This window comes from Streptomyces sp. NPDC041940 (assembly GCF_055589465.1).
This window is the reverse complement of sequence record NZ_JBVJBP010000011.1, coordinates 151,725-171,564: the sequence shown is the minus strand read 5'-3', so window position 1 is coordinate 171,564 and position 19,840 is coordinate 151,725. Positions and strand designations below refer to the sequence as shown.

The window sequence follows — 19,840 nt, the reverse complement described above, 5'->3', positions numbered from 1 at the left end:
CCTACACCTCGATCTGCGAGCCCATGATGACCGTGCGGTCGCGGGGCAGGCCGAAGTACTCGGCGGCGTCGGCCGTGATGTAGGAGGTGGCGACGAACAGCCGCTTGCGCCAGGGCGCCATCGTCGGGGCCTTCCCGCGCCGCAGCTCGATCTTCGACAGGAAGTAGGACGCCTGGTCGAGCTGCAGCGGCCCTTCGGTGTCGGCCGGGTCGAGGAGGGCCAGGGTGCCGGGCACGTCCGGTGTCTCCATGTAGCCGAACCGGGCGGTGACGTGGATGATCCCGTCGTCGGCGTACCCGAGGTCGTCGACGGTGATCCGCTGGTCGGCCCGGACGCGGGGCACGGGCTCGGTCCTGATGGCCAGGATCACGACATGGTCGTGGCGCACGTGGTTGTGCTCGACGTTGGCCACCATCGCCAGGGGCGCGGTCTCCTTCCCCCGGTTCAGGAAGACGGCCGTGCCGGGTGCCCGGACCGTCGGCTCCTGCCCCTCGCGGAGGTGTTCGATGAACTCGGGCAGCGGGCCTTCCTGGCGTGCCCGTTCCGCGGTGACGAGTTCCCGGCCACGCTGCCACGTCGTCATGACGGTGAACGCGGTGAGGCCGATCAGCAGCGGCAGCCACGCCCCGTGGACGAGCTTGGTCAGGTTGGCCGCCACGAACAGCAGGTCCACGAAGAGGAGCACGCCCCCGCCGGCGGCGAGCAGCCAGCGGGGTGTGCCCCACTTGGCGCGGGCGACGTAGAAGAACAGCAGGGTGGTGATGGTGATGGTGCCGGTGACCGCCATGCCGAACGCGTAGGCCAGTGCCTCGGAGGCGCGGAAGGCGAACACCAGCGTGAGGACCGAGACCATCAGGAGCCAGTTGATCCAGGGGACGTAGATCTGCCCGATGGTGGATTCGGAGGTGTGTGCGATGCGCAGCCTCGGCAGATAGCCCAGCTGGGCCGCCTGGGAGGCGACCGAGTACGCACCGGTGATCACCGCCTGGGAGGCGATCACGGTGGCGGCCGTGGCGAGCAGGACCATCGGCCAGCGTCCCCAGCCCGGCACGAGCAGGAAGAACGGGCTGCTGATGTTGGCCGGGTCGTCGAGGATCAGCGCGCCCTGGCCCATGTAGCTGAGGACACAGGCGGGCAGCACGAGGAACAGCCAGCCCCGGGTGATCGCCCGGCGGCCGAAGTGCCCCATGTCCGCGTACAGCGCCTCCGCGCCGGTGACCGCGAGGACGATCGCGGCCAGGGCGAAGAAGGCGGTACCCCAATGGCCGAACAGGAAGCCCAACGCGTACGTCGGCGACAGCGCCTTGAGGATGTCCGGGTGGTCGGAGATGCCCACGACCCCGCACGCGCCGATGGCCAGGAACCAGGCGATCATGACCGGGCCGAACACCCGGCCCACCGCCGCGGTTCCCCTGCGCTGCACCAGGAACAGAAGCACGATGATCACCGCGGTGATGGGCACGACCGCGTCTTCCAGTGACGGCTGAACGACCTTGAGACCCTCGACCGCGGACAGTACGGAGATCGCCGGTGTGATCATGCTGTCGCCGAAGAACAGCGACGCACCGAAGATGCCGAGCGCGGCCAGTGCGGCGGCGGCCCGACGCCCACGCTGTGAACTCAGCCGCCGCAGCAGGGTGATCAGCGCCATGATGCCGCCCTCGCCGTCGTTGTCGGCGCGCGTCGCCAGCAGCACATAGGTGACCGTGACGATGACCATCACCGACCAGAACACCAGGGACACCACCCCGTACACGTTGTCCGTGCTGACCGGGACCGGGTGCGGGTCGCTCGGATTGAACACCGTCTGGAGGGTGTAGATCGGGCTGGTCCCGATGTCGCCGAAGACCACGCCGAGCGCACCGATGACCACCGCGAGCCGCACCGTGTCGTGCGTGCTCGCCGGACCGCCTTCGGGCCCCGGCGACGCGGACCCGTCGTCCGACGCGTTTGCCTGTCGGCGATCGGACATGGTGCTCCTCCTCGTGCGGGCGGTCGAGCCGCGGACCCGGGGCATCGGGGCGGACGATACCGATCCCGTGGAGCAACCGCCGGTAGGGGCGCCGCGTCGTTTCGCGCGGCGTCCGGCGGCGGTGACGGCCGGAGTCCCGGCGGCGCGTCGTGGCCCGATCGGTTACCGGAAGGCTCGGCAGTCGACCTTCGGCCGTTGTCGCGTGACAATACTTGCCGGAATCAACTCTGGAGCCTGCCGGGCCATACGATGAGACCGTTCGCAGCGGCCGGTGGGGGCGAGAATTCCGACAGTTGACGGCCGGTCTGCGTGTCGCAGCGAATGCCGCGGGGCGTTCGGGGAGAGGGAGAGCATGGACAAGGCGGGTACCGCGATCCAGGATCCGAGCGCAGTGCCGGGGGAACCGGAGCTGCGGCGGCTGCTGGCCGGGCTGACGGCGGTACGCGACGGCGACTTCGGCACCAGGCTGCCGGAGGAGGCCGGCGGCCTGCTCGGCGAGATCGCGTCCGTGTTCAACGGCATGGTCGACCAGCTGTCGCTGTTCACCTCCGAGGTGACCCGGGTGGCACGCGAGGTCGGTACCGAGGGCACGCTGGGCGGCCAGGCGCAGGTACCCGGGGTTTCCGGAACCTGGGCCGACCTGACCGACTCCGTCAACGCCATGGCCGGCAACCTCACCACCCAGGTGCGTGACATCGCCCAGGTGGCCACCGCCGTCGCCAAGGGTGACCTCTCCCAGAAGATCACCGTCGATGCCCGGGGCGAGATCCTGGAGTTGAAGAACACCATCAACACGATGGTGGATCAGCTCTCGGCGTTCGCGGACGAGGTCACGCGGGTGGCGCGGGAGGTGGGTACGGAGGGCCGGCTCGGCGGTCAGGCGGACGTCAAGGGCGTGCGGGGTACCTGGCGGGACCTGACCGACTCGGTGAACTTCATGGCGGGGAACCTCACCGCCCAGGTCCGCTCCATCGCCGAGGTGACCACCGCCGTGGCGCAGGGCGATCTGTCGCAGAAGATCCGCGTGGACGCCCGGGGCGAGATCCTGAAGCTGAAGGAGACCATCAACACGATGGTCGACCAGCTGTCGTCCTTCGCCGACGAGGTCACCCGGGTCTCCCGCGAGGTGGGCACCGAGGGCAACCTCGGCGGCCAGGCCACCGTGCGCGGGGTGTCCGGCACCTGGAAGGACCTCACCGACAACGTCAACGTGATGGCCTCCAACCTGACCGGGCAGGTCCGCTCCATCGCCCAGGTGGCCACGGCCGTGGCCCGCGGCGACCTGTCCCAGAAGATCACCGTCGAGGCCAAGGGCGAGGTCGCCGCGCTGGCGGGAACGATCAACACCATGGTCGACACCCTGTCCGCCTTCGCCGACGAGGTGACCCGCGTGGCCCGGGAGGTCGGGACCGAGGGACGCCTCGGAGGCCAGGCCCATGTGCCCAACGTCGCCGGGACGTGGAAGGACCTCACCGACAACGTCAACTCGATGGCGAACAACCTGACCGGGCAGGTCCGCAACATCGCGCTGGTGACCACGGCCGTCGCCAACGGCGACCTGTCCAAGAAGATCGACGTCGACGCGCGCGGCGAGATCCTGGAACTCAAGACCACCATCAACACGATGGTCGACCAGCTCTCGTCGTTCGCCGCCGAGGTCACCCGCGTGGCGCGGGAGGTCGGCAGCGAGGGCCGGCTCGGCGGTCAGGCCGAGGTCGAGGGCGTCTCGGGCACCTGGAAGCGGCTCACCGAGAACGTGAACGAGCTGGCAGGCAACCTGACCCGGCAGGTCCGGGCGATCGCCGAGGTGGCCAGTGCCGTCGCCGAGGGCGACCTCACCCGGTCGATCACGGTGGACGCCTCCGGAGAGGTGGCCGAGCTCAAGGACAACATCAACGCGATGGTGGAGTCCCTGCGGGACACGACGCAGGCGAACCAGGAACAGGACTGGCTGAAGTCCAACCTGGCCCGGGTGTCCTCCCTCATGCAGGGGCACCGGGACCTGGACGTCGTCGCCGAACTCATCATGGACGAGCTGACGCCGCTGGTCTCCGCGCAGTACGGGGCGTTCTACCTGGCCGAGGAGACCGGCACCGGCGTGGAGCTGCGGCTCATCGGCTCCTACGGATATCCCGCCGACGGCGACCGCCTGGAGCGCATTCCCCTCGGGCACACCCTGATCGGCCAGGCGGCACGCAGCCGCCGCACCATCACCGTGGACGAGCTCCCGGCCGACTACGTGACCATCTCCTCCGGGCTCGGCAGCACGACTCCCACCTCGCTGACGGTGCTGCCCCTCACCGTCGAGGAACAGGTGCTCGGCGTCATCGAGCTGGCCTCGGTCACCCGCTTCACCCAGATCCACCAGGACTTCCTGGGGCAACTGAGGGAGACCATCGGCGTCAACGTCAACACCATCCTCGCCAACGCCCGCACCGACGAACTCCTCGGCGAGTCCCAGCGACTGGCCGAGGAACTGCGCGTCCGCTCCGACGAGTTGCAGGCCGGCCAGGGCGAGCTGCAGCGGTCCAACGCGGAGCTGGAGGAGAAGGCCACCCTGCTGGCCACGCAGAACCGGGACATCGAGGCGAAGAACCTGCAGATCGAACAGGCCCGCCAGGAGCTGGAGGACCGCGCCAAGCAACTGTCGCTGGCCTCGAAGTACAAGTCGGAGTTCCTGGCCAACATGAGCCACGAACTGCGCACCCCGCTCAACAGCCTGCTCATCCTCGCCCAGCTGCTCGCCCAGAACCCCTCCCGGAACCTGACGCCGAAGCAGGTGGAGTACGCGGGCATCATCCACTCCGCCGGCTCCGACCTGCTGCAGCTCATCAGCGACATCCTCGACCTGTCGAAGGTCGAGGCGGGGAAGATGGACATCGCCCCGGAACGCGTGCCGCTGCGCCGCCTCCTGGACTACGTCGAGGCCACCTTCCGGCCGATGACCACCCAGAAGGGCCTGACCTTCGCCATCACCAGGGCCCCGGGCGCGCCCGCCGACCTGGTCACCGACGACGCACGGCTGCGCCAGGTGCTGCGCAACCTGCTGTCCAACGCGGTGAAGTTCACCGAGCGGGGCGGCGTCGAGCTGCACATCGAGCCCGCGGCCGACGACGACGTACCCGACATCGTGCACCGCGGCGGCCCCGTGGTGGCCTTCCGCGTCGAGGACACCGGCATCGGCATCCCCGAGCAGCAGCTGGAGACCATCTTCGGCGCCTTCCAGCAGGCGGACGGCACCATGAGCCGCAAGTACGGGGGCACCGGTCTGGGACTGTCCATCACCCGGGAGATCGCCCACCTCCTGGGCGGCGCGGTGACCGTGGACAGCAACCCGGGGCAGGGCAGCACCTTCACGCTCTACCTTCCGGTGGCGCGCGCCGACTTCGAGGACCTCTCCGCCGCACCCCGGCTGGACGGCACACAGGACGACGACAGCGCCGTCGGACCGGCCGAGGGCCAGCGCCCGGGTACGGCCCTCGCGCTGCCGGTACCGCACACCCGGCGGCTGCTGATCGTCGAGGAGCGGGTGCGCGGGCTGCTCTCCGTGGTCGCCGAGAGCGCCGTCGCCGACCTGGACCAGAGCCGTGCCGCGCGGGACCAGCACGACGCCGTGGAGATCGTCACCGCCATGGACGCCCAGGAGGCGGCCTCCGCCCTGGCCGCCGGGCCGTGCCACTGCGTGGTCCTCAGCATGGATCTGCCCGACGGCGAGGGCCCGAGGCTCCTCGAGGCCGTGGACGGCGACGCCGCGCTGGCCACCGTCCCGGTCCTCGTCCACAACAACCACCGTCCGAGCGCGGCTCAGGAGGCCGCCCTGCAGGCCCGGGCGGACAACCGCCCGCTGGAGGTGCTGTCGAGCCTGGACGAGCTGAAGGAGCGGATCACCCTGCATCTGTCGGCCGAGCAGCCCGGGGACGTGGTGCCGCTCGTGCGGATGGAGGAGGGCCTGGGCAAGGCCCCGGAGGTCGACATCACCCTGGCGGGACAGACGGTGCTCGTCGTCGACGACGACGCCCGCAACCTCTTCGCCCTCAGCGGCATCCTCGAACTGCACGGCCTGCGGGTGCTGCACGCGGAGAACGGCCGCAAGAGCATCGACATCCTCACCGCGCACCCCGAGATCCGGCTCGTGCTGATGGACGTGATGATGCCGGAGATGGACGGGTACGCCGCCACCGCCGAGATCAGGAAGATGCCCGAGTACCGGGGCCTGCCGATCGTCGCGGTCACGGCCAAGGCCATGCCGGGCGACCGGGAGAAGAGCCTGGCGGCCGGCGCCAGCGACTACGTGACGAAGCCCGTCGACGCGAACGACCTCATCGCCTGCGTGCGGCACTGGCTGTCCGCGTGACGCCGAAACCCACCGACATCACGACGCCTCCCACACGATGTGCGGGTCAGAAGGAGCAAGCGTCCACGTGAGCAACACTGATCTGTCCGGGGACCCCTCCCGGGACGACGAGCCGCTACGGCACGGCCCTGCGACAGGGCCGTCGGGCGCCGGGCCTGCCGAGAGTGACGGCATGCCGACCGCCGAGCCGCCCGGCGGACCGCTGACCTCTCCGGTCGGCCGGCTGGCCGTCACGGTGGAACGCCTGCGCCACGAGGTGCAGGCGGCGCACGCCGCGGCCGATGGACGCGCCCTCATGGATCTCGCCAAGGGCGTGCTCGTCGAGCGGCTGCACTGCGGTCCCGCCGAAGCCGCCCGGCAACTGTCCGAACTCGCCGAACAGTCGGCGATGACCCCTCTCGAGCTGGCCGTCGACATCATCAACCAGACGGCACGCGACCGTCTGACCGAGGTCGCGGTCGACTTCGCCACGGCGGTCCGCGGCACCCCGCCCGACACGCCACCCGCCGTGTCCGCGGCCGTACGGCTGCGCACGGCGGAGAGCAGTGCCCTGGCCGCAGAGGACACCCAGGCAGTCGCCGACTCCCTGCTGCAGCACGCGCTGGAACCGCTCGGAGCGACCGGCGTGGCGATCTGGGCGGCCGGCGCCGACGGCTCCCTGACGCTCGTGGGCAGCTCCGGATTTCCCGAGGGCGAGGCAGAGCGCTGGCGCTACGTACCGCCGGGCGTGGCGACCGTGGCCCGCGCCGCGCTGACCGAGCGCAGGCCCGAGTGGATCCGATCCCTGGCGGTCGGGCCTCCGTCCATCGGCCGCACCCACCACCCCGACGGAGGACGGGTCGCTGTCCCCACCGGCGTGGGCGGACGGATCCACGGCGTGCTCGAGATCTGCTGGCCGACCCCGCTGGTGGCGCAACCGCCCGCCGTCGTCCGCCAGTTTGAAGCACTCGCGGAACTGTGCGCCCACACCCTGGAGATCCACTCGCCCTCCTCCTCCCTGACCCTCGACGGCTCTCCGCCCAGGACCGTCCTGGCGGAACTGGCTGACCTGGCCGACTCGCTGTACGACCCGGCGCTGGTGCTCATCCCCCAAGTCGACGACACCGGACATCTCACCGACTTCCGCATCCACCACGTCAACCAGCGCTTCCGCGACCCCGCGGGACGCCCCCGCAGCACCGTCGACGGCGCACTGCTGCTGGAGGCGTATCCCCTGGCAGCGGACGAGAGCGGCCTCTTCAGCCACCTGGAACGCGTCTACGCCACGGGCGAGCCCTTCCGGGCCGGTCACATGACACTCACCGCGCTCGTGGACCAGGTGCCGCTGTCCTCCGTCGCCGAGGTCAGCATGACCCGGCACGGCGACAGCGTGCTGCTGATCTGGCGGATCGAGGACGAGATGGCACGCCTGGCCAATCTCCTCGAACACGCGCAACGCCTCGGCCGGATCGGCGGCTTCGAGGAAAACTTCGTCACGGGCGAGATCACCTGGAACAGCCAGCTGTTCGCCCTCTACGGCAGGGCCGAGTCCGACGGGCCCGCCCCCGTCGAGGAACTGCGGGCCCACGCCCACCCGGACGACGCCGTCGCCATCGGCCGCTTCCTGCGGACCGTACTGCACCACCGCAAGCCGGCGTCGGCGGCCTTCCGCCTGCTGCGCCCGGACGGGGTGACGCGCCACATCCGGGTGGTCGCCGAACCCGTCGTGGACATCGACGACAGCCTGCTCGCCGTGCGGGGCGCCTACCAGGACGTCTCGGCGCAGCACTGGACGGAGGTCGCGCTCGCCGCCACCCGCGACCAACTCGCCCACTCCGAACAGCAGTCGGCGGAGCGCAACCGGCTGGCCCTGCAACTGCAACAGGCCATCATGCCCTCCACGGCGGCACCCCTGGACGCGCCGGGACTGCGCACGGCCGTGCGCTACCGGCCCGCCGAGACCGATCACCTCGTGGGCGGCGACTGGTACGACGCCGTGGTCCTGCCCTCGAAGCACATCCTGCTGAGCGTCGGAGACGTCGCCGGGCACGGCATCGAGGCGGCCACCAGCATGGTCGTGCTCCGCAACGCCCTGCGCGGCCTGGCCGTCACCGGAGCGGGCCCGGCCCAGCTGCTGTCCTGGCTGAACAGCGTCGCCCACCACCTCTCCGACTCGGTGACGGCGACCGCGGTCTGCGCGCTGTACGACCCCTCCCGCCGTGTCCTGCGCTGGGCCCGCGCCGGGCATCTGCCGCCGGTTCTCGTACGGGAGGGGCAGGCGACGACCCTGCCCCTGCTCAAGGGTCTGCTGCTCGGCGCGGCGTCGGACATCACCTACCAGGAGGAGGAGATGCGGCTGGAGATCGGCGACACGTTGCTGATGTACACCGACGGACTGGTGGAACGCAGGGACCGCTCCATGGAGGAGTCCCTGAAGCATCTCCTGGTGACCGCCAGCGCCAAGAAGACCACCCTCGACCAGCGCCTCGACCATCTGCTCACCTACAGCAGATCCGACACGGACGACGACACCTGCATCATCAGCATCGAAGTCATGTAGGCGGCGGCGTCACGCCCTCGCGGGTGAGCGGCGATCCCAGAACGTGTGCCCCGGCCAGCGTCGCTCCTGGCCGTAGGTCTCGGCGTGATGCCGCTGGTAGGCGTCCGTGATCCCGTCGAGGAACCGGGAGTAGCCGTCGAGGGCGGCCGTCTCGCCGGACAGGCACAGGTCGACGGTCCGGCCGGCGCGGGCCCCGGTGTGCAGGGCGGTGAGGATGCCCTGGGAGGAGAGCGGGTCGAAGGCGAGGGCGGCGTCTCCGGCGGCGATCCATCCGGGGCCCGCCGCCGGGCACAGCCGCAGCCCGTGGGCGGCGGTCCAGCGCGGCGCCGGGGCATGGGCCGGGTCGTAGCCGTCGAGACGGGTACGGACGTGGCGGGTGTCCCCGATCGCGCCGAGGAAGCCCTCGGCGGTGCGCAGGGCGGAGTGGGTCAGGTCGGCGTCGGTGAGGTGTGCGACCAGTCGTCCGGCCGGAACCCTGGCCGTGTACCACCAGCCGCCGGGGGCTGCTTCGACGAGCGTGCGAAGCTCGGTGTCCTCGGCGCGCCGGCCGGGGAGCCGTCGCCCGAACAACGCGTACACGGCGACGAGCCGGTCCTGCTTGCGGCGCAGACCCCGCCGGCGGCCGATCACGGCGCGACGGCCGGTGGCGTCCACGACCCAGTCGCAGCGCACCTCTTCGAGCAGGCCGCCGCTACGGAGCAGTACGCGCCGGTCGCCGGAATGTGGGGGAGGGGCCGGTGGCGGCACGGCCTCGGCCCGCCGCAGTTCGGCGCCGGCGGACTCGGCCGCTCCGCGCAGAAACGCGTCGAACCCGCTCCGGTCCAGGTGCCAGCCGTGCCCGTGCGGGTCGTGGAGGTGGCTGCGGCCGTGGAGGGTCTCCGATCCCCAGGAGGCGTAGGTCCCCGCGCAGCGCAGGTGAGGCCCCGCGGCGAACTCGTCCCACAGGCCCAGATCGTGCAGCAGCGTCCGGGCCGCCGGCAGGAGCGTCTCGCCGATCCGGGACAAAGAGGACCGGGGGCCGTCCGTGCCCGGGTCGACGAGCAGGACGCGACGGCCGGCCCGCGCCAGGACCAGCGCCGCGACGGCGCCCGCCGGACCGCCTCCGGCCACGACCGCCTCGAAGCTCACCGCCCGTCCGGGAAGCGCTCGACCTTCTCGAAGTAGCCCGCCATCACCTGCTCTTCGGGTACGTCCGTCTGGGCGAGGGCAGCGGCCACGACGCCGTCGCCCGAGTCCACCGCCTCCGGGACGTGCAGGCACCGCAGATTCCGCAGAGCGGGCGGAGGCTGCTCCGGATGGAAGCTCACCGCGGACTCCACGAACATCGTCGCGGGCAGCTCCGGGTCGTCCGGGGCGCCCGCGCGCCGTTCCACGAGGCCGAGCTTGCCGAAGTCCTTGACCATGGCGTTCATCTGCTCGATGCGGTCCGGGGGCAGCCACCTGTCCCACACGGCCCGGCGCTCGAAGGCGGTCCGGCGCTCCTCCGCCGGGCTGCCGGGGTCGATCGCCTTCTCGTAGTCCTGCTCCGTGAGGACGTGGTTGGGCACCCGGGCGGGCCAGAAGGTGGGCAGATAGGGGTCGTAGCGCGGGCCGTACCCGAGGTAGTAGCCGGAGCGGCAGCGGGCGGTGTCGGTCTGCCAGGGCACCGCCATCCAGCGCGTGAGATCGCCCGGCCCCTGCGCGTACAGCGGACCGCCGGCGCCGAGCGCCGTCTGCGGAGTCAGCACCGCGCCGTGGTCGGGCTCGGGCGTGCCGGGATCGCGGTGCCGTACCCGGAACGGTGCCGCGTACAGGGTGCTGTGGCGCATCGGCCAGGACATCTCGCACCCCGGGTGGAACGCGTCGGCCAGACAGAACGACAGGGCCGCGCGGTCGAGCATGCCCGGCCGCTCTCTCAGTGGCACCGCGTCGAGGCTCTCGGGCGGCACCGCCGAAGGGTCGTGGTCGGCGGTGAAGTCCCCCGCGGCCCACCGGGCCAGCGAACGGTACTGCAACGGGGTCAGCGTCAGATGCTGCCGCGGGTAGACCGGCCGCACGCTCATCGTGTCGCCGTAGAGCGGCGGCCAGGGCACGGGCGAGAGCCCGTCGCGGTCGAGGTCCCGCATCGTGGCCCAGATCTGCTGTCGCAACTCCGCGTTGCGCGGCCCGGGGTCGGCCAGCCTCGCGAGCCGCCCGGGCGCCAGGAAGTGCTCCCGCCCGCCGTGCCCGAACAGCGTGGCGATGCCGCGATTGACCCACTGGAGGTCGCACAGACGCCGCAGGACCGGCAGGACGTCACGGGTGAAGGAGACCTTGTCCGACGGTGGCAGGGTGCCGGCCGAGACGAAGACGTCACGCATCAGGTCGTACATCGTGCGTACGGACGTGAGCTCCGGCGCGAAGTTCGGCGGCGCCACCACCACCCAGGCCGGTTCGACGGGGACGGAACGGCCGTCGACGCGTACCTGCGCGCTCACCGGGCCGTCGGAGACGTCGTCGTGCCAGCCGTCGTTGTTGGCGAAGTGCGTGGCCTGCGCGTGGTCCACCGAGGCCGAGACGCCGTGCCCGCCGAGGAACAGCAGCCGGCCGGCGCCGTCGGTGCGCACCTCACCCAGCGGGACGGGCCTGCCGAGGAAGCGGCCCGTGTCGAACCGGTACTCGGGCCGGCCCATGCGGTCCCGGCCGCGGATCGAGCGCGGACCGGGGTCGATGACCAGCTTGCCGCGCTCCGCGGGCGGCACCTTGGCATTGCGGGGCGTGGTGGCGGGCGCGGCCGTGGCTTCGGGGATGTCCAGGGCCAGCTGGAACTGGTACCAGGCGGCCTTCTTGTTGGCCACATGCACGGTCCACCGGATGTCCGCGTTGTCCGCGGTCAGCTCGGCGACCGGTTCCCCTGCGGCGTTGTAGCCGTAGACGCGGAAGCGTGCCGCCTGCCGCTTCAGGGCGCCGGCCGCGTCCTTGTACGAGCCGGTGGGCAGCGGGGGAGGGGCGTCCACCTCCGGCGCGAGGAAGAACTCGTCCGCGCTGTCGCCGACCCGCGCCACTCCGATGGCGGGATGGATCGCGGCCCGCACGATCCGGGTGTCACGCCCGAGGGGTTCGGCGGACGGCGGCCGTGCGGGACCCGGTTCCGCGACCGGAACACCGTTCGCGTCGCGGCGTCGTGCGGCCGAAGCGCGGTACACGACCTTGCGGGCGTCGGCCACGCTGCCGACCGGCCGGTGCTCGGCCAGGCTGTGCCAGGGGTTGTAGGCCAGGTTCTCGCCGTAGGCGTCCTGACCGCGCGCCCGGACATCCTGCTGACGCAGGGTCAGCCGCGCCACGCGGACCGGTGCGCTCAGCGACTCCTCCCAGCGCACGGTGGCACGGTCCAGGGGCATCCGGTCCGGGTCGGTGCGGAACTGCACCAGCAGGTCGAAGGCGGCCTCGCCCGCGGCGAGCCGGTGCCGCAGATCTCCCCGCATGAAGGCGGGGTCCTCGTCCGGGGGCGCCGCCTGCGGGTCGCCGGGCGGGCAGGAGACCGGCGCGAGCACGTACTTCACATGGCGGCCGGCCCCGAACGCGTACGGCAGCACGCCCCAGTACCTGGCCGTCAGCGTGCTCTCCTCGGGCTTGCGCATGGCCAGCAGAATGCTGCGGGTCTCCGGATGCGCGTTCTGGTACGCGACCGGGTCCTGCTGGAACTCGCACATGTCCCGGGCGGTGTCGACGAAGAACACGTCATGGTTCTGCAGAATGAGATCCTGCGTGTCCGTCCGGCTCTCGTCCTCCAGCAGCTTCGGGCCGGGAACGCCGAACAGCTTGATGCCCATACCGAGGGTCCGGCGGAAGTCCGGGCGGTCCGGGAGGATGTCGCTGGAGAACCGAACCCAGGCGGTCAGACCGCCCTGGTCCCGGGCGGCCTTGAGGAATCCGATGCAGAGGTCCGGCGGCAGATCGGGGGCGACCGTGAGCACACCCCGGGCGGTGCCGTGGTACTTGACGAAGACCGGCCGCAGCACCGGGTCCTGGCCCTGGGCGATCCGCTGCCCCATGCGCTTGTCGACGAATTCGGCCACGATGCCGGCGATCGGCTCGGCCGCGCAGTCGGCCGGCGGCTGCGCGGAGTTCTGGGGCTGGTCGGCTGTCCCGGTCATGGGCGCGCTCTCCCGCTGGTCTGGCTGATTCGGCGTTCGTTCCCTGCTCATAGGTGGAACAAGACCGGAGAAAATATGCCTAAGTCGCTCGTTCGGTGTAGTGCCGCGGCCTCGTGTGATCTGCGCCATACCCCCCTTCAGGAACTCACCTGACGGCCCGTCCGACCTCTGAACCGGTGCGGCGCGATCCGAGCGACGTCGTACGACGTGACCTGGAGACGCGGTTGATGGACGAGGCTCAGCAGTCCCCTTCGAACGGCGTGAGCGCGGGCCTGCGGAAAGCGGCGCCTCCGCCCGCGCTCTGCGGCTTCCTCCTGCTGCTGGTTCTGGTCTTCGCGGTGTCCTACGCCGTCGGCGTCGGCGCCGGCCCCGTCGCACCCGGTATGCACGGCGACAGCACGAGCCGCGACGGCGGCGAACCGAGCGGTGGCGGGGGTATGGGAGACATGGACGGTATGCAGGGGGGACACGGCTGATGGGGGCTGAAGCGGGGGCCGTTCTGGTGACGACCGACCTGACCGTCGGCGGCATGACCTGCGCGGCCTGTGTGACCCGGGTCGAGAAGAAGCTCGGCAAGCTGGACGGGGTCACCGCGACCGTGAATCTGGCCACCGGCACGGCGCGCGTGAGCCATCCGGCGGACATCGGTCCGGAGGAACTCGTCGCCACCGTCGAGAAGGCCGGCTATACGGCGGCCCTGCCCGAGCCGCCCACGGCCAAGGAGCCGGCGGACGGTGACCGCGACGACGCCGAGGGCACCCGGCGAGAACGCGACCGGCTGGTCGTCACCGCCCTGCTCGCGTTGCCCGTGCTGGTCCTGTCCATGGCGCCCGCGCTGCAGTTCCGCAACTGGCAGTGGCTGTGCTTCGCACTCACCGCGCCCGTGGCCGTATGGGGTGCCTGGCCCTTCCATGTGCGGGCGGTCCGGGGACTGCGGCACTCGGCGGCGACGATGGACACGCTCGTGTCGCTGGGCGTGGTGGCGTCCTTCGCCTGGTCCGCGTACGCGCTCTTCCTCGGAGGCGCGGGCGATCCCTGGATGCGGATGCCGTTCACCCTGGTACCCACCGCCTCGGACGGCGTCGCGCACCTCTACCTCGAAGCTGCCGTGGGCGTACCGCTGTTCGTGCTCGCCGGGCGGTTCCTGGAGGCGCGGGCGCGGCACGGGACGGGGGAGGCGCTGCGGTCACTGGCAAGGCTCGCGGCCAAGGAGGTCTCCGTCCGGACCGACGACGGCTCGGAACGGCTCGTACCGATCGAGGAGTTGAGGGCCGGACAGGTCTTCCTCGTGCGGCCGGGCGAGCGGGTCGCCACCGACGGGCAGGTGACGGACGGCAGTTCGGCCGTGGATCTGTCCCTGGTCACCGGCGAGAGCGAGCCCGTGGAAGTCGGACCGGGATCAGCGGTCGTGGGCGGCGCCGTCAACGCCGGAGGACTGCTGCTCGTACGGGCCACGGCCGTCGGTGCCGACACACAACTCGCCCGGATCACCCGGCTGGTGACCGAGGCACAGGCCGGTAAGGCGCGCGCCCAGCGGCTGGCCGACTCGGTGGCCGGGGTGTTCGTGCCGGTCGTGCTGGTGCTGGCCGTCACCGCGCTCGGGTTCTGGCTGGGCGCCGGTGCCGATGCGCAGGCCGCGCTCACCGCGTGCGTCGCGGTCCTGGTGGTCGCCTGCCCGTGCGCGCTGGGCCTCGCGACACCGACCGCGCTCATGGCCGCGACCGGCCGGGGCGCTCAGCTGGGCGTGCTGGTCACCGGCCCGCAGGCCCTGGAGGGGCTTCAGCATCTCGACGCCGTCGTGCTCGACAAGACCGGCACCCTCACCACCGGACACATGACCGTCGCCCGGATCACGGCCGTATCGGACGGACTCGGGAAGGAGGCGGTACTGCGGCTGGCGGGAGCGGTGGAACAGGGGTCGGAGCATCCGCTCGGGCGGGCCGTCTGTGCCCGCGCGCGGCGGGAGCAGGGCGAGCAGAGGCTGCCGGACGTGAGCGAGTTCGGCGCGCTGCCGGGGCGCGGAGTGCGGGGGCGTGTCGAGGGGCGGCTGGTCGAAGTCCTCGCCCCCGGCGACGACCTGCCCGGCGAACTGGTGGCCGCCCTGGCCGGGGCCGAGGACGCCGCCCGTACGCCGGTCGTGGTCCGCGTGGACGGCACGGCCGAGGCCCTGATCGAGATCGGGGACGTCCTGCGGCCCGGCAGCTACCGGGCCGTGGACCGGCTGCGGCGCCTCGGCATACGGCCCGTCCTGGCCACCGGCGACCGTGAGGCGCCCGCCCGGGCCGTCGCGCAGGCGCTCGGCATCGAGGAGGTGCACGCCCGCTGCACCCCCGAGGACAAGGCCGGCCTCGTACGGGACATGAAAGAGCAGGGGTACCGGGTCGCGGTCGTCGGTGACGGCGTGAACGACGCGGCGGCGCTGGCGGGTGCCGATCTGGGCATCGCCATGGGCGGCGGCACGGACGTGGCGGTCGGCGCCGCCGATGTCACGCTCGTGCGCGGGGACATCGAGGCCCTGGCGGACGCGGTCCGGCTCGCCCGGCGCACGCTGGTCACGATCCGCGCCAACCTGGTGTGGGCCTTCGGCTACAACGTCGTCACCGTCCCGCTCGCCATGGTGGGCCTGCTGAACCCCATGCTCGCCGCCGCGGCGATGTCGGCCAGCTCGGTGCTGGTCGTCGCCAACAGCCTTCGGCTGCGCGCCTGGCAGTCGTCGCCCTCAGCCTCCCCCGCCGCCCGGAGACGCGCCTGATGACCGGACAGAGCCCCTGGCGCCCGACCCGCCGCCGGCTTGCCGACACCCTGCTCGCCGCGGCCGCACCCGTCGCCGCCTGCGGCCTCGCCCTCGGCGGACTGAGCGTCTGGACCGCATACGGCAACGCCGGCACTCCGGCCTCGATCACGGTCACCGACGGCAAGGTGTTCGCGCCCACCGGTGCCACCCCGGACACGGCGGCCTTCTTCCGCATCACCAACAGCGGAGGCACGCCGGACCGGCTGCTGAAGGTGACGACCGCCGAGGCGGGCGACCGTGGGACCACCCTGAGCCGCCACGTCATGACCAGCTCCAGCACGGCCTCCGACCGGACGGTGTCCTCCGTCGGAATCCCGGCCGGGCGCAGCCTCGTGATGTCACCGGCGGGCTTCGACGTGATCGTGCCCGCGAACGAGGGCTGGCAGACCGGTGACCTCGTCGCCTTCACGCTGCACTTCGAACGCAGCGGGGCCGTGAAGACCCTCGCGGTGGTGGTCCGTCCGGGCCAGGACGCGGGTGAGCGGCCGTCATGACTGCCGGGTGGTGTGCGCGCCTGCTGCGGGCCGCGGTGTTCGCGGCCGTCTGCGTGCTGCTCGCCGCCCTCGGGCACGTGGTGATGTCGGGCTCCACCGTGCCGGGGTGGACCGTGGCCACCGGGTTCGTCGTCACGAGTGGCGTCGGCTGGGCACTGGCGGGCCGTGAACGAGGCTTCCCGCTGGTCGTGTCCGTGGCCGTCGTAGCCCAGGGGGCGCTCCACTCGGTCTTCTCATGGGGCCGGTCAGCGGGCTCGGCGGACATGGCGTCCATGGACATGGGCCACGCGACGCACGCCGAGCACCTGGGCCACATGGCCCACGGCACCGGCGACACGTCGTCGCTCGGCATGCTCGCCGCCCATCTGCTGGCCGCTCTGCTGAGCGGTGTGTGGCTGGCGTTCGGCGAGCAGGCCGCGTTCCGTCTTCTGCGCGCCGTCGCGGGCCGGCTGGCCGCTCCGCTGCGGCTGCCGTCGCCGCTGCCGGCCCCGCCCCGTCGGCCCCGCCTGCGGCCGACGCGCGAGCGTGCGGAGCGGGTCCTGCGGCTGACCTTCGCGTACACGATCATCTCTCGGGGGCCTCCGGCGGGGACCGCTGTCGTCTGAGACAGCCGGCTCCATCCCACTTCCGTTCCGGGACCCCTTCGGCCGTGGCGTGCCCAACCGTGCCGCCGCCTTGCCGAACCGGCCCCGGATCACCCGAGAAGGACATCAGGTGATCACTCCTGTCCGCGACGACCGTGCCACGGCCTGGGCTCTCGCCGCCCGGTCCGGCGACCCCGACGCCGTCGACCGCTTCGTACGCGCACTCCATCCGGACGTCGTCCGCTACGTCACCTACCTCTCCGCCGACCGTCAGCTGGCCGACGACCTGACGCAGGACACGTTCCTGCGGGCGCTCGGCAGCCTGCACCGGTTCGAGGGGCGCTCGTCGGCACGCACCTGGCTGCTGTCCATCGCGCGCCGCACGGTCATCGACAGCCTGCGGTACGCCGCCACACGGCCGAAACCGGCCTACGTGGACGACTGGACGGCATGGGTCGAACGCGCCCAGCCGACCGGTCTGCCCGGCTTCGACGACGGCGTGGCCCTGCTCGACCTCCTGGACACGCTGCCCGCCGAGCGCCGTGAGGCGTTCGTCCTCACCCAACTGACGGGACTGCCCTACGACGAGGCAGCCCAGACGGGCGACTGCCCCATAGGCACGATCCGTTCGCGGGTGGCACGAGCCCGGGCCGCCCTTGTCACGCTCCTTCAGGAAGCCGAGAAAGCCGGCGCGAGCGAGGAACTCAACCCCTTTCCCGACCGACTATCAGCCCGACAGAACAGCTCGGAGTCGGCCCTGAAGTTCGAGCGTCGCGCAACGGCACTGCGGAGAACCGTGTGACACCAGAGATAGAGAACGCCTTCGCCGCCGTCCGAGCCGAGTTCGGCGCGGAATCGATTTCCCGGGTCGAGCAGATGCTGGAGCCCGGCGGGTTCGAACGGCATCCGTTGCAGAGGGCGGCCAGATGGATCATGCCGGGACTCTCGCCCACTCCCTGGCACGACCCCTACGCCTACACCGAACTAGCCCCCGTCGTCGCGGAGTTGGAGGCCCATCACCAGGCCATCAAGAAGGAGTTGCGCAGCGCGTGGATGGCACGCCGGGAGGTGTTCGCCGACTACGAGCACTATCTGAGGCGCCAAGAGAACTGGCAGGCCCTGTATCTCTACCGCAAGGGCGGCCTCGTCGAGGAATCGGCCGTCACAGCTCCGACCGCCTATCGGGTGCTGAAGGACGCCGCTGTCGACACGGGCAAGATATGCCCTCTCCTGGAATGCCATTTCTCCACCCTGTTGCCGGGCGCCTTCATCGAACCGCACTGCGATCTGTGGAACTTCAGCATCAATCTGCATCTCGCCGTGGACGTCCCCGAAGGGTGCCGCATCACGGTCGCGGGGGAGACCCGCTCCTGGGAGGAGGGGAAATGCCTGCTCTTCGACTACTCCTTCGAGCACGAGGCACGTAACGACGGCACCAGGCCACGGACCTGCCTGCTCATCGACCTCTGGCACCCGGAGACGACCGTTCCGGAGCGTCGGGCCCTGGTCGCCCTCGTCACCGAGGTCCGTCGGCTCATGGGGGAGAGCGGGGGTGACCGATGACGGCCGCGACAGAGCCCGGGAAGACCACGCCGCGAAAACCCCTCGGGTTTCCCTTGCTCGTGCTGGCGTCGGGGCAGCTCGTCATCTCGCTCGACTACAACATCGTGTACGTCGCGCTGCCCGACATCGGCACCGGGCTGGGCTTCTCCGACCACGATCTGCAGTGGGTGGTGAGCGCCTACGTCGTGGCCACCGGGGGCTTCCTGCTGCTGGGCGGCCGGGCCGCGGATCTGCTCGGCCGACGCCGGATGTTCGTCCTGGCGGCTCTGCTGTACGCGGGATCGTCCCTCGTGGGCGGAGTCTCGGAGTCACCCGGCGTCCTGGTCGCCGTCAGGGCGGTCCAGGGTGTCGGCGGCGCTCTGCTGTTCCCGGCGACGCTGTCCCTGGTCAACACCCTGTACGACGAAGGACCGGACCGGAACCGCGCGTTGGCGGTGTGGAGCGCCGCCGGCGCCGGCGGGCTCTGCTTCGGGTCCCTCCTGGGCGGCTTCCTGGTGGAGGCGTTCGGCTGGCCGGCGGTGTTCTTCGTCAACGTGCCCGTGGCCGGAGCCCTCGCGGTCGCCGCGTGGTCGCTCTTCCCGAAGGACGGACCGGTCGACCGCTCGCGGCACTTCGACGTGGCGGGCGCGCTGACCGCGACGGGCGGGGTCACGCTCCTGGTGTTCCTGCTGGTGCAGGGCCCCGCGGCGGGCTGGGGCAGTCGCACGGCCCTCACGAGCGCGGCGCTCTCGGCCGGTCTGCTGACGCTCTTCGCCGTCGTCGAGAGAAGAGCCCGTGATCCGCTCATGCCCGCAAGGCTGTTCGCCCACCGCGGCCCTGTCACGGCCATGGGGCTGACCGCCCTGTTCAGCGCCACGTTCAGCTCGGTGCCGTACTTCCTGACCCTGTACTTCCAGACCGTCCACGGCTACAGCGCGGTCGGGACCGGGCTCGCGTTCCTCGTGCCGGCCCTGGTGGTGGCCCTCGGTACGCAGGCGGGCGAACGGGCCGTGTCCGCCTTCGGGACGCGCCGCATGCTGGTGGGCGGCATGGTGCTGGGTGCCGCCGGGGCCGCGGCCCTCGGCCTGGCGCTCACCTCGGACGGCTCGTATCCCGCGCTGCTGCCGGGGATCGTGCTGCTTGGCCTCGGCCAGGGGGCCGCGTGGACGGGGATGTGGATCGCCGCGTCCGCCGGAGTGGCCCCCGAGGACCAGGGCATCGCCTCGGGGCTGGCGTCGACCACCCTCCAGGTGGGCGGGGCGGTCGGCCTCGCCGCGCTGGTCGCGGTCGCCGGGGGAGTCGGGCAGAACGGATCCGGCCCCGGGCTCCTCGACGGCATCCGTACCGCCGTCTTCGTGATCGCGGGCGGTATCGGCTGCGGCGCGCTCGCGCCGCTCCTCCTCCGCAGGCCCACTGGCACCACCACAGCCGTCTGAACCCACGGAA

The 19,840-nt window shown here is 71.6% G+C and carries 12 protein-coding genes; 9 read left to right on the top strand and 3 right to left on the bottom strand.

Annotation, left to right across the window (positions count from 1 at the left end):
• Position 1: 1 nt before the first annotated feature.
• Complete coding sequence (locus tag ACZ6I3_RS20415) at positions 2–1,972, bottom strand: potassium transporter Kup (RefSeq protein WP_469416240.1); 1,971 nt, start codon at positions 1,970–1,972, stop codon at positions 2–4.
• Between the two features lie 352 nt (positions 1,973–2,324).
• On the opposite strand from ACZ6I3_RS20415, the gene ACZ6I3_RS20410 reads away from it, so the two are divergent.
• Together ACZ6I3_RS20410 and ACZ6I3_RS20405 are read left to right on the top strand one after the other, a co-directional pair.
• Positions 2,325–6,326: a hybrid sensor histidine kinase/response regulator gene (locus ACZ6I3_RS20410; RefSeq protein ID WP_469416239.1), complete on the top strand. Its 4,002-nt coding sequence runs from the start codon at positions 2,325–2,327 to the stop codon at positions 6,324–6,326.
• A 67-nt stretch (positions 6,327–6,393) separates the two neighbouring features.
• A complete protein-coding gene (locus tag ACZ6I3_RS20405) occupies positions 6,394–8,865 on the top strand; it encodes a SpoIIE family protein phosphatase (protein WP_469416238.1) in 2,472 nt (823 codons plus the stop codon).
• A 9-nt stretch (positions 8,866–8,874) separates the two neighbouring features.
• On the opposite strand, the gene ACZ6I3_RS20400 is transcribed toward ACZ6I3_RS20405, so the two are convergent.
• Together ACZ6I3_RS20400 and ACZ6I3_RS20395 are read right to left on the bottom strand one after the other, a co-directional pair.
• Positions 8,875–9,993 (bottom strand): NAD(P)/FAD-dependent oxidoreductase, encoded by a 1,119-nt coding sequence (locus ACZ6I3_RS20400; protein ID WP_469416237.1) that lies wholly within the window; start codon positions 9,991–9,993, stop codon positions 8,875–8,877.
• On the bottom strand, positions 9,990–12,980 hold the full coding sequence (locus ACZ6I3_RS20395; RefSeq protein WP_469416235.1) for a LodA/GoxA family CTQ-dependent oxidase: 2,991 nt from the start codon (positions 12,978–12,980) through the stop codon (positions 9,990–9,992). Before ACZ6I3_RS20395 ends, ACZ6I3_RS20400 begins: the two co-directional genes overlap by 4 nt.
• Before the next feature lie 227 nt (positions 12,981–13,207).
• Between ACZ6I3_RS20395 and ACZ6I3_RS20390 the strand changes: the two genes are divergently transcribed.
• The 7 genes from ACZ6I3_RS20390 (at position 13,208) to ACZ6I3_RS20360 (ending at position 19,830) form a co-directional block, all read left to right on the top strand.
• Complete coding sequence (locus tag ACZ6I3_RS20390; RefSeq protein WP_469416368.1) at positions 13,208–13,456, top strand: hypothetical protein; 249 nt, start codon at positions 13,208–13,210, stop codon at positions 13,454–13,456.
• Entirely contained in the window at positions 13,456–15,732 is a 2,277-nt protein-coding gene (locus ACZ6I3_RS20385; protein WP_469416234.1) for a heavy metal translocating P-type ATPase, read from the top strand. Before ACZ6I3_RS20390 ends, ACZ6I3_RS20385 begins: the two co-directional genes overlap by 1 nt.
• Positions 15,732–16,268 carry a copper chaperone PCu(A)C gene (locus ACZ6I3_RS20380; RefSeq protein ID WP_469416232.1) on the top strand — a complete coding sequence of 179 codons (537 nt, stop codon included), beginning with the start codon at positions 15,732–15,734 and terminating at the stop codon, positions 16,266–16,268. The genes ACZ6I3_RS20385 and ACZ6I3_RS20380 overlap by 1 nt, the downstream gene beginning before the upstream one ends.
• Positions 16,265–16,873, top strand: a complete 609-nt coding sequence (locus tag ACZ6I3_RS20375; protein WP_469416231.1) for a hypothetical protein — start codon at positions 16,265–16,267, stop codon at positions 16,871–16,873. Before ACZ6I3_RS20380 ends, ACZ6I3_RS20375 begins: the two co-directional genes overlap by 4 nt.
• 109 nt (positions 16,874–16,982) lie before the next feature.
• Positions 16,983–17,654 (top strand): sigma-70 family RNA polymerase sigma factor, encoded by a 672-nt coding sequence (locus tag ACZ6I3_RS20370; protein ID WP_469416230.1) that lies wholly within the window; start codon positions 16,983–16,985, stop codon positions 17,652–17,654.
• Positions 17,651–18,415 (top strand): aspartyl/asparaginyl beta-hydroxylase domain-containing protein, encoded by a 765-nt coding sequence (locus ACZ6I3_RS20365; RefSeq protein WP_469416228.1) that lies wholly within the window; start codon positions 17,651–17,653, stop codon positions 18,413–18,415. The genes ACZ6I3_RS20370 and ACZ6I3_RS20365 overlap by 4 nt, the downstream gene beginning before the upstream one ends.
• Positions 18,412–19,830 carry an MFS transporter gene (locus tag ACZ6I3_RS20360; RefSeq protein ID WP_469416226.1) on the top strand — a complete coding sequence of 473 codons (1,419 nt, stop codon included), beginning with the start codon at positions 18,412–18,414 and terminating at the stop codon, positions 19,828–19,830. The genes ACZ6I3_RS20365 and ACZ6I3_RS20360 overlap by 4 nt, the downstream gene beginning before the upstream one ends.
• The last annotated feature ends 10 nt before the right edge of the window (positions 19,831–19,840 follow it).